This is a genomic window from Shinella sp. 20P9.1.1, assembly GCF_057798995.1.
In genome coordinates this window covers 358,345-373,153 of record NZ_JBYOLC010000001.1, presented here as the reverse complement: position 1 = coordinate 373,153, position 14,809 = coordinate 358,345, and the positions used below count along the sequence as shown (strand labels likewise).

10 protein-coding genes and 2 pseudogenes are annotated in these 14,809 nt (G+C 64.6%); 2 read left to right on the top strand and 10 right to left on the bottom strand.

Annotated features, from left to right (window positions below; all coding sequences use genetic code 11):
* The first annotated feature begins 52 nt into the window (after positions 1 to 52).
* Positions 53 to 2,653 (top strand): malto-oligosyltrehalose synthase, encoded by a 2,601-nt coding sequence (treY, locus tag AC27VQ_RS01705; RefSeq protein ID WP_488714941.1) that lies wholly within the window; start codon positions 53 to 55, stop codon positions 2,651 to 2,653.
* Here the strand turns inward: treY and AC27VQ_RS01700 are convergent.
* From AC27VQ_RS01700 to AC27VQ_RS01680, 5 genes are all read right to left on the bottom strand, one after another.
* Entirely contained in the window at positions 2,650 to 4,281 is a 1,632-nt protein-coding gene (locus tag AC27VQ_RS01700; RefSeq protein WP_488714940.1) for an FGGY-family carbohydrate kinase, read from the bottom strand. The genes treY and AC27VQ_RS01700 overlap by 4 nt on opposite strands.
* 62 nt (positions 4,282 to 4,343) lie before the next feature.
* Positions 4,344 to 5,072 carry an SDR family oxidoreductase gene (locus AC27VQ_RS01695; protein ID WP_488714939.1) on the bottom strand — a complete coding sequence of 243 codons (729 nt, stop codon included), beginning with the start codon at positions 5,070 to 5,072 and terminating at the stop codon, positions 4,344 to 4,346.
* Between the two features lie 26 nt (positions 5,073 to 5,098).
* On the bottom strand, positions 5,099 to 6,343 hold the full coding sequence (locus tag AC27VQ_RS01690) for a sugar ABC transporter permease (RefSeq protein ID WP_488714938.1): 1,245 nt from the start codon (positions 6,341 to 6,343) through the stop codon (positions 5,099 to 5,101).
* Positions 6,340 to 7,149 (bottom strand): ATP-binding cassette domain-containing protein, encoded by an 810-nt coding sequence (locus tag AC27VQ_RS01685; RefSeq protein ID WP_488714937.1) that lies wholly within the window; start codon positions 7,147 to 7,149, stop codon positions 6,340 to 6,342. The genes AC27VQ_RS01690 and AC27VQ_RS01685 overlap by 4 nt, the downstream gene beginning before the upstream one ends.
* A 91-nt stretch (positions 7,150 to 7,240) precedes the next feature.
* Entirely contained in the window at positions 7,241 to 8,287 is a 1,047-nt protein-coding gene (locus AC27VQ_RS01680; RefSeq protein ID WP_421594498.1) for an ABC transporter substrate-binding protein, read from the bottom strand.
* Positions 8,288 to 8,568: 281 nt separating this feature from the next.
* Here AC27VQ_RS01680 and AC27VQ_RS01675 point away from each other — a divergent pair, with 281 nt between their 5' ends.
* A complete protein-coding gene (locus tag AC27VQ_RS01675; protein WP_488714936.1) occupies positions 8,569 to 9,588 on the top strand; it encodes a LacI family DNA-binding transcriptional regulator in 1,020 nt (339 codons plus the stop codon).
* On the opposite strand, the gene AC27VQ_RS01670 is transcribed toward AC27VQ_RS01675, so the two are convergent.
* The 5 genes and pseudogenes from AC27VQ_RS01670 to AC27VQ_RS01650 form a co-directional block, all read right to left on the bottom strand.
* A complete protein-coding gene (locus AC27VQ_RS01670) occupies positions 9,585 to 10,271 on the bottom strand; it encodes a response regulator (RefSeq protein WP_488714935.1) in 687 nt (228 codons plus the stop codon). The genes AC27VQ_RS01675 and AC27VQ_RS01670 overlap by 4 nt on opposite strands.
* On the bottom strand, positions 10,268 to 12,964 hold the full coding sequence (locus AC27VQ_RS01665; protein WP_488714934.1) for an ATP-binding protein: 2,697 nt from the start codon (positions 12,962 to 12,964) through the stop codon (positions 10,268 to 10,270). The genes AC27VQ_RS01670 and AC27VQ_RS01665 overlap by 4 nt, the downstream gene beginning before the upstream one ends.
* 8 nt (positions 12,965 to 12,972) lie before the next feature.
* Complete coding sequence (gene kdpC / locus AC27VQ_RS01660; RefSeq protein WP_488714933.1) at positions 12,973 to 13,542, bottom strand: potassium-transporting ATPase subunit KdpC; 570 nt, start codon at positions 13,540 to 13,542, stop codon at positions 12,973 to 12,975.
* 2 nt (positions 13,543 to 13,544) lie between these two features.
* Positions 13,545 to 14,060: pseudogene (locus tag AC27VQ_RS01655) on the bottom strand (potassium-transporting ATPase subunit B); the annotation flags it as partial.
* A 274-nt stretch (positions 14,061 to 14,334) separates the two neighbouring features.
* A pseudogene (locus AC27VQ_RS01650) lies at positions 14,335 to 14,805 on the bottom strand (potassium-transporting ATPase subunit KdpA).
* Positions 14,806 to 14,809: the final 4 nt, after the last annotated feature.

Here is a 14,809-nt window from a genome sequence, read left to right as displayed (position 1 = left end):
AGCGGGTGGATCTGCGTTGTAGGGCGGGCTTTACTCGCATCTTCTGGGCTTTATGACATCTCCCCGCTCTACCTACCGCCTGCAGTTCCGCAATGGCATGGACTTCGCACGGGCGCGTCAGCTGGTTCCCTATCTCAAGCGATTGGGGATCAGCCATCTCTATGCCTCCCCCCTGATGACTGCCGTCAGCGGCTCGACGCACGGTTATGACGTCACGGATCCAAACGAGATCGATCCCGTGCTCGGCGGCCTCGAGGGCCTACGCGAACTGGCGGATGCGCTCCACCACCAGGATATGGGCCTCGTTCTCGACATCGTGCCGAACCATATGGCGGCGAGCCTCGAAAACCCCTGGTGGCGCAGCATCGTTGCCTGGGGCGCCGAAAGCGTCTTCGCCCGTCATTTCGATATCGACTGGTCGCAGAAACTGACGCTGCCCTTTCTCGGCAAGGGGTTTGCCGAGGAACTGGCGGATGGCACGATCCGGCTCGAGATCGATCCACAGCACGATGCGATCGCGCTTGCCTATCACGACACTTTCTATCCGCTGCATCCCCAGACCTGCCAGACACTTTTGCAGGAAGCGGGCATCACCGTTCCGCTTTCGCATCCATCAACAGATCCGCAGGGCAATAAGGCTCTCTCTGCCGTGCTCTTCGATCCCGCCGCCCGCAGCGCGCTGGAAAACCATCTCGGCACCCTCTCGGCGCTACGCGACCGGATCACGGCTATCCACGCAGCGCAACCCTGGAAACTGACGGACTGGAAGACGGCGAGCCGGCATCTCAGCTACCGCCGCTTCTTTGAGATTGCCGGCCTCGCGAGCCTGCGCGTCGAGGACCCCGCCGTCTTCGACGACAGCCACCGGCTGACGCTCGATCTCGTCCGCGACGGCATCGTCGACGGCCTGCGCATCGACCATGTCGACGGACTTGCCGATCCCGCCGGCTATCTGGAGCGCCTGCGTGCAGCCGTCGGGCCTGACGTCTATATCGTCGTGGAAAAGATCCTCGAGAAACACGAGCCGTTCGCTCCGGACTGGCCGGTGGCGGGGGCGACGGGCTACGAATTCATCGCCGCGCTTGCCGATGTCCTTGTCGACGAACAGGAAGGCGGACGGCTCGCGGCGGCTTTCCTGCCCCTGAAAAACGAGGAGCATCGCAACGGCTACGCCGAAGAGGCGAAAGCCAGCAAGCAGCAGATGCTGACCGAGAATTTCGAGGGCGAAATGCATCGCCTGGCCGCGCTGGCGAAGGGCATTGCCGACCGTTCCCAAGCCGACTTTTCGCGCAGTGCGCTGACCGAGGCGATCCGTGCGATCATCATCGCGCTACCCGTCTATCGCACCTATATCACGCCGGCCGGGGTGACGGAGCATGATCGCCAGCTTCTTGCAGCCGCGCGTCAGGCCGCCCAGGAACGCGCCCTGCCGGAGGCGCGAGAAGCGATCGATTTCATCTGGGAGATCCTTGTCGACGACTGCGTCGCCGGTACCTACGCGTCCTGCGCCGAATTCCGCAGCCGCTTCCAGCAGTTGAGCGGCCCGATCATGGCCAAGGCGCTGGAGGACACGCTTTTCTATCGCGAAAACGCGTTCATTGCGGCCAACGAGGTCGGCGGCAATCCCGGCGAGCCGGCGGGCGGCCCAGCCGCGTTCCACGCCGCCATGCAGGCACGGCTGGAAACCATGCCGCACGGTCTCTCCGCAACATCGACACATGACACGAAACGCGGCGAGGACGCGCGGGCGCGCCTCTACACGCTCAGCGAAGCCCCCGAGCGCTGGATCGCTGCCGTGGCGCGCTGGACCAGCCTCAACGACCGTTTCCGCCGCATGCACCAGGGAAGGACGGTGCCGGAGCCGGATGTCGAGTGGCTGATCTATCAGGCACTTGCCGGAATCTGGCCGTTATCAGGCCGCGCGGACCTCGGCAAGCGCATGACCGCCTACATGGAGAAGGCGTTGCGCGAGGCCAAAATCGGCACGAACTGGAACCGGCCGGATTCCGACTATGAACAAAAGGTCGCAAGTTTCGTCGACGATATCCTGCTTCACGAGGCCTTTCTGGACGACTTTGCGGAAACGCTGTCGCCGTTCATCGATGCGGGGCTTTTGAATTCGCTGTCGCAGACGCTGATCAAACTGACGGCGCCGGGTATTCCCGATCTCTATCAGGGCAGTGAGCGCGGCGACTTTTCCCTGGTCGATCCGGACAACCGGCCGCTGCTGGATGTAGCCTCGCTGGCGGTTCCCGAAAGGGTGCGCCCAAGTCGCGAAACCTTCGCCGACTACAAACAATGGCTCACCGCAACGGTGCTTGCCGCGCGCAACGAGACGCCCCGACCGTTCGACGGACCTTATCTTCCTCTGGACTTTTCCGATGGCGGCCGTCAGGCCCTCGCCTTTCTGCGCGGCACGCCGGAAGCCTTTGCGATCACGGTCGTGCCGCGGCTCGCCTTCGGCAAGACGGCGCATGACAGCCTGCGGCTGCACGACGAGGCGATGCAGGATATTTCGCTGCTCATCCCCATCGGTTTCGAAGGGCGAACGGTACGGTCAGTGCTCGATGGCCGTACGATTACGCTCGGCGGCGCGATGCCGCTTGCGGACGTGCTCTCCGGCGAGCCCGTCGCGCTGCTCGTCAGCGTTTAGCGGATATCCCGCGCCAGATCCTGCAATCGCCGGAAGGCGTCGTAGCGCCTGGCGTGCAGAGCCTTGGTTTCCGCGCCGGCCGGATGGTAGGTGCGGTCGACGGCCGAAAGGGCGGCCATGGCATCCCGCACATCCGGGAAGGCACCGCCGGCAACGCTGCCGAGAATGGCGGCGCCGAGAAGCACCGGTTCTTCCGCCTGCGTGGCCAGCAGCGGCTTGCCGGTGGCATCCGCCAGAAGCTGCCGCACGAGATCGAGCTGGCCGGCGCCGCCGCTGATGACGATCTTGTCGACCGGTGCGCCGGCCGCAGCCTGCGCGTCGATGATCTGGCGCAGTCCGTAGCCGATGCCGCAGAGGCCGGCGATGTAGAGCGCGACGAGATTGTCGAGGTCGCGCTCCATGCCGAGGCCAACGATGGCCGCACGGGCATGGGGATCGGCGAAGGGTGCGCGGTTGCCGAGAAATTCCGGCACGACATGCAGGCCATCCGCCAGCTTGGCGACGTCGGAGAGCGTATCAACCTTCTCCGCAGCCAGCTCCGCCAGCAGCACCGGCAGGGAAAGGCCGCGCGATTTTGCCAATGCTTCGGCCTCACCCGCCGCCGGGTGGAACGAAAGCAATTGCGCGATGGCGGCACCTGCCGCCGACTGGCCGCCCTCGTTGAGCCACATGCCCGGAACCATGGCGGAGAAATACGGCCCCCAGACACCGGGCACGAAGACCGGCTTGTGCGTCGAGGTCATGGTGCAGGAGGACGTGCCGAAGACATAACCGAGATTGTTTTCCGGCGGGCCATCCACACCGACCGTGCCGATGCCACCCGCGTGGGCATCGATCATGCCGGCGCCGACCGGAATGCCCTCGACAAGGCCGAGCTCGGCAGCCGCCGTCCCGGTCAGGCCGCGACCGAGCGGCGTGCCAGGCTCGACGACGTGCTGGCCGATGCGGGCGAAATCCTCGTCGGCGAGAACGCCAAGGCCGATACCGTGGAAATAGGTGGGGTCCCAGCGCTTTTCATGCGCAAGATAGGTCCATTTGCAGGTGACGGTGCAGGTGGAGCGGGCAAGATCACCCGTCGCGCGCCAGGTCAGGAAATCGGCGAGATCGAAGAACTGCCAGGCGGCCTCGAAGACCTCGGGGCGGTTTTCCTTCAGCCACAGGAGCTTCGGTGTCTCCATCTCCGGCGAGATGATGCCGCCGACATAACGCAGCACATCATAGCCACCCGCATTGATGCGCTTGACCTGATCGACCGCGCGGTGATCCATCCAGACGATGATGTCACGTTCCGGGTCTTCCGAAGGACCGACCGGGAGCGGCTTGCCCCCTTCCCCGAGCACGACCAGCGAGCAGGTCGCATCGAAGCCGATGCCGGCAACCGTTTCCGGTGCGACACCCGCCTTCTCGACCGCCTCGCGTACCGAAGCGCAGACGGCGGCCCAGATTTCCGTGCTCGATTGCTCGACCATCGCACCCGGTTCGCGAAACAGCGAAATATCGCGTTTTCCCGAGGCCAGCATGCGGCCGGAAAGATCGAAGAGGCCGGCTCTGGCGCTGCCCGTGCCGACATCGACGCCGACAAGGTAGCGTTCGCCGCCCGGAGGCTGCGCGGAGGAAGGAGTGGTCATGGGTCTACCGCCTGCAATCAGGAGTTCTTGGAGCAAGCGGCGTCATGCCGCTTGCCACACGCTTAGAGATCGACGCTGTTGGGCAGGATGACGAGGTCGCGGATCGTAACGTTGCGCGGCCGCGTCAGCATGAAGAGCACGGCATCGGCCACTTCCTTCGGCTGCATCAGGCTGCCATTGGCCAGCGCCTCGTCCATCTTCTCCTTCGGCCAGTCGTCGAGCAGCGCCGTGACGACCGGACCCGGCAGGACTGCACCGACACGCACGCCATGCTGCGCCACCTGGCGGCGCGTCGAATGCACGAAGGCCTGCACGGCGAATTTCGAGGCCGTGTAGATCGGCTCCCAGACGACGGGAACGACGCCGGCAATCGACGAGGTGAACAGGATGTCGCCCGTCTTCTTCTCGATCATGTAGGGCAGCACCGCATGGACCGAGCGGAAGGCGGCGTTGATGTTGAGGTTCAGCATACGGTCCCAGGCGTCGGGATCGCCTTCCGCCACCGGACCGCCGATATAGGCGCCGGCATTGGCATGGAAGACATCCAGCCCGCCGGCGATCTCGAGGATGCGCGGCAGCATACCGGAGACGTCGGACGGCGTCAGCAGATCGACGACGAGCGGCAGAGCATTCGGCCCGAGCTCCTTGCAGAGCTGCTCCAGCTTGTCCTTGGCGCGATCGACCAGCACCACTTTCGCACCCTGGGCCAAAAGCGTCTTGGCGCATTCGAGGCCGATGCCGGAGGCGGCACCGGTGATGGCGGCGATCTTGCCCTTCATGAGGTCAGCCATGGTCTAAAACTCCATTTCAATATGCGTTAGGCGCGGCCGTGGCTGACGCGGGAGCGACGGGCGAGCGAGTCGACGATGACGGCGATGGCGAGAACGCCGCCCGTGATCATGTAGCGCAGCGAAGACGACAGGTTGAGCAGCGTCAAGCCATTCGAGATCGCCTGGATGACGATGATGCCGAGCAGGGCCGAATAGGCGCTGCCGCGTCCGCCGAAGAGGCTCGTGCCGCCGATGACGGCTGCGGCGATCGCATTGAGGTTGACGTCGCCCGTGCCGGCCTGCTGGCTGGAAGAGGCAAGGCGCGAGGCCGAGAGGATGCCGCCGAGTGCCGCCAGCGTCGAGCAGAGCATGAAGGCGCTCATATAGATGCGGCGCACATTGATGCCCGAGCGGCGCGCCGCCTCCTTGTTGCCGCCGACGGCGAACATCGACCGGCCCCACTGGGTGCGCGTCAGCGCATAGTTGAGGATGACGGCAAGCGCGATGAAGAGTGCGAACATCCAAGGCATGCCGCGGCCGAGATTGAGATAGAACACGGCGGCTTCCAGCACGACCGTCAGCACGACAGCCTTGAGGATCAGCGCGCGCATCGGCTGGGCCGACAGATTGGCGGCGAGACGCTGGGTGCGGGTGCGCAGACCACGGCCGATCATGACGAGACCGGGCAGAAGTGCCAGCGTATAGGACAGCCAGTCCGGCATGATCAGGATCTGGCCGAAGCGCACCAGAGAGGAGGCGTAAGGCAGGTTGATCGAGCCGGTCGGGCCGAGAATGTAGAGCTGCATGCCGAGCAGCGCGAGCAGGCCGGCAAGCGTGGCGACGAAGCTCGGCATGCCGAGACGATTGTAGAGCGTCGCATAGAGCAGGCCGACGCCCGCTCCGACGACAAGGGCCGCGAGAATGGCGCCGGCGATCGGCCAGCCCTGGTTGACCCAGAGCACACCGACCATGGCCGAGGCGAGGCCGCTCATCGAGCCGACCGACAGGTCGATTTCACCGAGCACCAGCACGCAGACGATGCCAAGCGAGATGACGCCAACCGTGGCGCAGTCGAACAACAGATTAACGAGGTTGTTCGGCGCGAGGAAGATCGGGTTCAGCGCGGAAAACACGATGGAGATGACGACGAGGCCGACGGCCACGGGCAGCATGCCGAGGTCGCCGGAGCGCACGCGGTCGAAAAAGCCCTTGGCCATGGCGGCGAGGCTGTCGTCGTGACGCACGCGCTCGTCGCTGCGGTCCAGCATCGGCTGGGACGGATTCTGGTTCATGCTGCTCCCCCGTGATGTTCGTGTGCTTCGCCGGCCTTGCGGTCGGCGCGGCGCGAGACGGAGTTGTCCGTGGCACCGGTAATGGCGGAAATGAGGTCCTGGTTGGAGGAATCAGGCGTGAAGACGCCGTTGTTCTTGCCCAGCCGCAGCACGACGATCCGGTCCGCCACGGCGCGCACGTCCTCCATGTTGTGGCTGATGATGATGACGCCGAGGCCGCGATCGCGCACGCGCTCGATGAGGTTCAGCACCTCGGCCGTCTGCGCCACGCCGAGGGCAGCCGTCGGCTCGTCCAGCATGATGAGCTTCGGATTGAGCAGCAGCGAGCGGGCGATCGCCACCGTCTGGCGCTGGCCGCCGGAGAGCGACGCGATGGGTTCGCGGACGGACGGGATGCGTGCGGCAAGCTCGCGCAGCAGCGTCCAGGCGCGCACTTCCATCGCCACTTCATCGAGCGCCCAGGGCGACATTTCGTGGCCGAGGAAGAGGTTGGCGACGACGTCGAGGTTTTCGCAGAGCGCAAGGTCCTGGAAGACGGTGGCAATGCCGAGGTCCAGCGCCTTGGCGGGCGTGTCGAGCGACACCTGCTGACCACAGAATTCGATCGTGCCGGACGAGGGCTGATGCACGCCGGCGAGCACCTTGACCAGCGTCGATTTGCCGGCTCCGTTATCACCGACCAGCGCGACGACTTCGCCGGCCTTGACGTCGAGCTCGATATCCGTCAGCGCGGATACGGCCCCGAAATTCTTGGATACGCCGGTGAGACGCATCACCGATTGCCCCTTGGCGGGAAGACTCTGCATGGCTGTCATGGCCCCTGCACCTTCAAAAAGACCTTACGACTGATCGGAATGTCCGGCCGCGGGAGGCCACGGCCGGACACGCTGGGCGCAATTAGTTGATGATGCCGAGTTTGCGGCAACCTTCAACATATTCGCCGGTGCAGACTTCTTCCGGCTTGTTGATGCCCTTGTCGAAGATTTCGGCCTTGATGTTTTCTGCCGTCACGACCGCCGGAACGAAAAGCTGCGACGGCGTTTCGTAGAGCTTCTGGGTGGCTTCCGGCGTCTCGCCCTTCAGGAGCTTGACGGCAATACCGGCGGCAGCGGCGGCCACGATTTCCGACGGCTTGGAGATCGTGTTGTACTGGTCGCCCGAGATGATCAGCTGAAGGGCTGCGATCGTCGCATCGTTGCCGGTCACCGGCGGCATTTCCTTGACGCCGGCGGCCTTCAGAGCCGCGATGGCGCCACCACCCGTGCCGTCATTGGCGGCGACGATGCCCTTGATCTCGTCGCCGAAGCGGGTGATCTGGCCGGCGGCCCATTCCTGCGCCTTCGGCGGCGCCCATTCCGGCGTGTCGAATTCGGCGAGCGTCTTGTAGGGCGAAGCCGAAAGCGCCTCGTGGATGCCGTCACGGATCAGGCCGGCGGCCGCATCGGTCGGCGAACCGTTGATCTCAAGCACGCCAGCGCCATCCGGAACGCCCTTGGCCTTCAGATGCTCGACCAGCGACTGCGCGATGGCCTTGCCGATGCCCTGGTTGTCGAAGGAAACGTAGTAGTCGGCCGGCTTGTCCGGGATGGGGCGGTCATAGGCGATGACCTTGACGTCCTGCGAATGAGCGATTTCGACGAGGGCTGCGGCAGCGGCGGAATCGACCGGGTCAAGCACGATGACCTTGGCGCCCTGCGCGATCACCGAGTTGAACTGCTGCTGCTGGAGCGCCACGTCGGCATTGGCGTTCTGGTAGATCACCGTGCAGGTGGCGCAAAGCTTTTCCATCTCGGCCTTGAAGCCGGGATAGTCGTGCTGCTCGTAGCGGGTCGAGGCCTGGTCGGGCATCAGGAAGGCGACGGTCGCGTTTTCCTGGGCAAGGGCGGCGCTGCCGAGCGACAGGGCAAGGCCGGTCGAGGCGAGCAGGATGTTAAGCGTCTTCATGGGGTTCCTCCACAGTTGATTTTCAGTTCGGTTCGCCGGCGACCACAAGCCGCCAAGGGCGACAGGGCTCGACCCTTCCACACGCCATAAGCGCGCAGATCATCGTTCGCTGCAGCGATGCCGCAACGTCCGGTTCGTCGATGCTCCGTCTGACTCCTCCCTTGGGTCAGCCTTGCTGTTCAGGCAACTTCATCGATGAAGCAAGCGTGCTCAATCGATGAAGCAAGAATTGTCACCAAACGGGATTGGTGTCAAGGTGGCTTTCGAAATGGAGATGACATGTGAATCGCACGACATCAGCGAAAAGGACGACCATCTATGATCTGGCAGAGTTGGCAGGCACCTCCGCCAGCGCTGTGAGCGCCGTTCTCAACGGCAACTGGAAGAAGCGGCGCATCAGCGCCAAGCTTGCGGAAAAGATCACGAAACTGGCCGAAGAACAGGGCTACGCGGTCAACATGCAGGCGAGCGTGCTGCGGCGCGAACGCTCGAAGATCATCGGCATGATCGTGCCGAAATACGACAACCGCTATTTCGGTTCGATCGTCGAGCAGTTCGAAAATCTGGCGCGCGAGCGCGGCCTGTTCCCGATCATCACCTGCACCCGGCGCGACCCGGCGCTGGAGGTGGAGGCGGCACGCGCCATGCTGTCCTATCAGGTCGACTGCCTGATCGCGACCGGCGCCACCGATCCCGACCGCATCGTCGATCTCTGCGCCGGCGCCGGCGTGCGCACCATCAATCTCGACCTGCCCGGCTCCCGCGCCCCCTCCGTCATCTCCGACAATTATGGCGGCGCGCTGGAACTGACGCGCCGGGTTCTGGCCAATTGCGAGCGGGAATTCGGCGAAAAAGCCCCTCTCCTCTTCGTCGGCGGCCGCGGCACGGATCACAACACGATGGAGCGCGTGCGCGGTTTCCGCGACGCCCATGCGGAGGCCGGCATTGCCGTCGACGAGGCACTGGTGCAGACATGCGGCTACGCACCGGAAAAGGCCGAGACCGTCATGAAGCAGCTTGCCGAGCGCACGAGCACCCTGCCGCGCGGCATGTTCGTCAATTCGACGATTTCGCTGGAAGGCGTGATGCGCTGGATTTGCCGCTCCGGCCACTATGCCGAGCGCATGCCGCATCTCGGCTGCTTCGACTGGGATCCCTTCGTCGCCATGCTCGGCGATCACATCGAGATGGTGCGGCAGGACGTGCCGAAAATGCTGGAGGCCGTCTTCGGCATTATCGATTCCGGCGCGACGGATATCACGGTAGTGCAGATACCGCCCATCGTCGAAAAGATAGGCTAGAGGTCAATGACCAGCCGGTAGCCGACACCGGGTTCGGTGCGCACGATGGCGGGCCGGGTCGGGTCACGCTCGATCTTCTGGCGAAGCTGGCCGATGAAGACGCGCAGATAGTGCAGGTCCTCACCATGCGCTACCCCCCAGACCGAGGTGAGCAGTGTCTTGTGTGTGACGACGCGGCCGGCATGGCGCGCCAGCAATGTCAGCAGATCGTATTCCTTCGGTGTCAGCCGCACCGTCTCCTCGCCGCGCGTCACCAAACGCCTGACCGTATCGATCACCAGGCCGTCGGTGGTGATGACCGCAGGCGCGGCCGCCGCCCGCTCCCGATGGCGCAGCGCCGTGCGGATGCGGGCGGTGAGTTCGCCGATGCCGAAAGGCTTTTCGATATAATCGTCGGCGCCGAGATCGAGGGCAGCGATCTTCTCGCTCTCGCGCTCGCGGGCGGAGAGGATGATGACCGGGATCGTCGTCCAGCCACGCAGGCTCGTCAGAACATCCTTGCCGTCCATGTCGGGCAGGCCGAGATCGAGGATGACGAGGTCGGGTGCGGCCGTCGCCACCGCCTTCAGCGCCTCGCTGCCGGTCAGTGCTTCCACCACGTCGTAGCCCGCCGCCTTGAGGGCGGGCTTGAGGAACCGCTGGATCTGCGGCTCGTCATCCACGACGAGGATGCGTTCGCTCATCCCTTCGCCTTTTCAGCCTTTGCCGCCTCGCCCGCCGGGAAGCGGATCACGATGCGCGTGCCGCGCTTCTTCACGGCCGGACTTTCCGCCTGGATCTTGCCGCCCATCGCCTCGACGAAGCCGCGGGCGATGGAAAGGCCGAGCCCCGTGCCCGGCGAACGCCCGTCCGGCTTGCCGCGCCGGTAGAATTTTTCGAAGACACGGTCGATCTCGGCCGGCGGAATGCCTTTGCCGAGGTCGGTGACGGAGATCAGCACATCCTGCCCGTCGCGCCGTGCATAGACATTGACCGGCTCCTCGCCGCCGAACTTCACGGCATTGTCGAGCAGGTTGAACAGCACCTGGCCGAGCAGCACATTGTCGCCCTCGATCAGCGGCAGGTCGGGTGCGATGCCCGTCTCGATCACCGTGCCCGGGAAATATTTGCGCGCCCGCTCGACGGCAGAATGAATGACGTCGGAGACGTCGATCCAGTCACTTTTCGGCTTCAACGTGCCGGCCTCGATGCGCGTCATGTCGAGCAGATTGGAAACGAAGCGGCTCATACGGCCGCCCTCCTCCTCGATCGATTCCAACAGATCGTCGCGGCTCTCCGGCTCCATCTTGTCGCCAAGTTGGCGAATGCTGGTGACGGCGCCCATGATGGTGGCGAGCGGCGTGCGCAGGTCGTGCGAAATCGAGGACAGCAGGGCCTCGCGGTAGCGCTCGCCCTCCAGACGCGCGGCCTGTTGCAGGCTTTCCTCCGAAAGGCGCGCGCGGTCGAGCGCAATCGCGGTCTGGTCGAGAATGGCCGACAGCGCGCGCTCGGCATTCGGACCAAGCTGCTCTTCGCTCTGCTGGATGCCGCAAACGCCGACAAGGCCATGCGGTCCCATCAGGGGTCGGAACTCGAAGCGGCTATTCGGCAGCGTGCCTGTGCCGGCACCCGCCACCTCCTGCTTGTCGCGCGTCCAGCGCGCGGCGGTGAAGTCGGTGACGTCGAGTTCGGTATCCGGCGGCCAGACGGCGGCGACCCTCAGGTCGCTCTTGTCGGGCAGGAGCAGCACGATGTTGCGCTTGAGGCTCGCCTGGAGATGGGAGACGGCGAGCCAGATCGCATCGTCCGACTTGCCAGCCGTCGAGAGCTTGCGCGAGAATTCATAGAGCGACTGCAAGGCGGTGGCGCGCACGCGGGCAACCTCCGCCTGCTCCTTGATGCGCGACGCGAAGCCGCCGGCAATGATCGCCACCGACAGGAAGACGATCAGCGCGAAGACCTCATGCGGCGCGGTGATCGTGAAGGTGTGCAGCGGATCGATGAAGAGGAAGTTGTAGGCGAGCGCAGACAGCACCGCCGCGATAAAGGCCGAGACATAGCCGCCAAGCACCGCGGCACCGAGAACGGCAAGCAGGAACAGCAGCGAGATGTTGGGCAGTTCTGCGAAGACATAGACGAGCTTGCCGACGGCCGCCGTGGCCGCGCTGAGCGCCACGGCAATCAGCACCGACTGTTTGTAGGATGCGATGCCCGGCAAAGCGAAGCGGGCGGGCGCCGGCGGCTTTTCCGTCTTGTCGGGCGTCACGAAATACACGCCAAGGCCCGCGGCCTTGCGCGACAGGGCATCCGGCAGCGACGGCAGCAGGAATTTCCGCCAGCCACGATTACGCCGCGCGCCGATGACGATCTGCGTCGCATGCTCGCGGCGGGCGAGCTTCAGGATCTCCTCGACGAAGTCGTTGCCGACCACCCGGCGTGTTTCGGCACCGAGCTGTTCGGCGAGCCGGAAGAGTGCTTCCATGCGCTGCAGACGTTCGGTCGTCTCGACCTCCCGGTCCGCGCGCTCGATGGAGACGACGATCCAGGGCGCATTGAGGCCGGAGGCGAGACGGCTGGCCACGCGTAAGACCTTTTCCGAGAGGTCATCCGGCCCGACGCAAACCAGCAGCCGTTCGCCGCTGGCCCAAGGCCCCTCGATGGCGTTCTGCTTGAGGTAATCGACCACCTGCTCGTCGACGCGGTCGGCGGTGCGGCGCAGCGCCAGTTCGCGCAGAGCGGTCAGATTGCCGAGGCGGAAGAAGCGGTCGACGGCGCGGCTGGCGCTTTCGGGCAGATAGACCTTGCCCTCCTTCAGCCGTTCGATCAGGTCGTTCGGCGGCAGATCGACCAGCAACACCTCGTCGGCCTTTTTCAGCACCACATCAGGCACCCGTTCACGCACCGTCACGCCGGTGATCTGCGCCACGACGTCGGAAAGGCTTTCAAGATGCTGGATGTTGAGCGCGGTCCAGACATCGATGCCGGCGGCGATCAGCTCCTCGATATCCTGGTAGCGCTTCGGATGAAGGCTTCCCTCGGGGTTGGAATGGGCAAGTTCGTCGACCAGAATGATCTTGGAGCGTCGGGCAAGCGCACCGTCGAGGTCGAATTCCTGCAACACCTTGCCGCGATACTCGATACCGACACGCGGTAGCACTTCAAGACCGTCGACGAGCGCAGCCGTCTCGCCGCGTCCATGGGTTTCCACGAGGCCGACGACAACGTCCACGCCTTCGGCCTTCAGCCGCCCGGCGCGCGTCAGCATGGCGTAGGTCTTGCCCACGCCCGGCGCCGCTCCCAGAAAAACGCTCAACTTGCCCCGGCGGTCTTTCTCCGCCAAGGCAAGCAATGCATCGGGATCGGGCCTCAGACTGTCGTCTCGCTCGTTTTCCGTCATTCTCACTCTCAAGGTCCGCGCGCATCGAGCGCGAGATTAAGCTGTAGCACGTTCACCCGCGGTTCGCCGATGACGCCGAAAAGACGGCTTTCTATACGATTTTCGACAAGGTTCGCTATCTCCGTTTCCGAAAGTCCCCGCGCCTTTGCAACACGCGCTATCTGCGCATGGGCGAAAGCCGGGGAAATATGCGGATCGAGACCCGAGCCGGACGTCATCACGGCATCGGCCGGCACGGGGGTAACGAGACCCGCCGCCTTGAGCCTTTCGACATCGGCCGCAACACGATCCCGCAGTTTCACCGAGGTCGTGCCAAGGTTCGAGCCGGAGGAGGCCGCGGCATTATAGGCATCCGGTCCGGTCGCGGACGGGCGCGGCCAGAAGTATCGCTCCGTCGTGAAGGCCTGACCGATCAGGTCGGAGCCGATGACGGCGCCGCTTCGTTCGATGAGCGAGCCATTGGCCGCGGCAGGCATCACGGCCTGCGCGACGCCCGTTACGGCAAGCGGATAGCCGATCCCGAGCAGCACGGTCAGGGCGAGGACGAGGGTGATGGCGGGGCGAAGATGGTTCAGCATGGTTACACCAGATGTAGGGCGCTGACGGCAAGATCGATAGCCTTGATGCCCGCGAAAGGCAGGATCAGGCCGCCGAGGCCATAGACGAGGAGGTTGCGGCGCAGCAGGGCGGCGGCACCCGCCGGGCGATAGGCGACACCGCGCAGCGCCAGCGGGATCAGCGCCACGATGATCAGCGCGTTGAAGATGACGGCCGAGAGGATGGCCGATTGCGGCGAGGCGAGATTCATCACGTTGAGTGCGGCCAGCGCCGGATAGGTCGCGACGAACAGCGCCGGTATGATCGCGAAATATTTCGCGACGTCGTTGGCGATCGAGAAGGTGGTGAGCGAGCCGCGCGTCATGAGGAGCTGCTTGCCGATCTCGACGATCTCGATGAGTTTCGTCGGGCTGGCATCGAGGTCCACCATGTTTGCCGCCTCGCGCGCCGCCTGCGTGCCGGTTGCATGGCGACGCCGACATAGGCCTAGGCGAGGGGCAGGCGCATCATTAGTGCCGCCGCCGCACATGGCGATCAGCGCCGCCTCGGCAAGCGAGCGGGCGATCGCCATGACCGGCACGACATAGGCGAAGCGGCGAACAGCATGGCGATGCCGAGCGTGGGATCGACGCCGGCAGCCGTCAGGATCGGATTACCCGCGGACTCCGCACAGTAGATCACGGCGACACCCGATATCAACAGGACGGCCATGGCGCTGATGATAGCCCAGCCCTGCCGCAGGTGCCGACGAGCTCACGACGAGCGCGGTCATCAGCAGGGAGCACATAAAGCGTCGCCCTCGTCATATCGACCTAGAAGTTGCCGAGCGTCGAGATCTTGGATCGGGCCAGCGCCCGCGTCAGCGCGATGGCGAGCGCCATGCCGGTCGCGGCGGAGAGGAAGTTCTGCACCGTCAGGCCGGCCATCTGGCTGGAATGGCTGAGCCTGGTTTCCCCGTCATAGTTCTGCCAGTTGGTGTTGGTGACGAAGGAGACCGCCGTGTTGAAGGCGAGGTCCGGCGCAATGCCGGCAAAACGCTACGGGTTGAGCGGCAGATAGGCTTAGCGCTACGAAGCCGGCGATGGAAAAGGGAGCATCGAGAGCGTATAGGCCAATCAGCCCTGCTCCTTGTCCGGCGAGATGCCGGAGATGCGGTAAAGGCTGGCCTCGAGGCGACCAAGCATCGGCGATAGCGCGATGCGCTCGCCTGCGAAGACGCGGGCGATATAGAGGCCGAGCGGCCTGATGGTGACGAGCACCGCGAGGAAGATAAAATCGGACATGTCC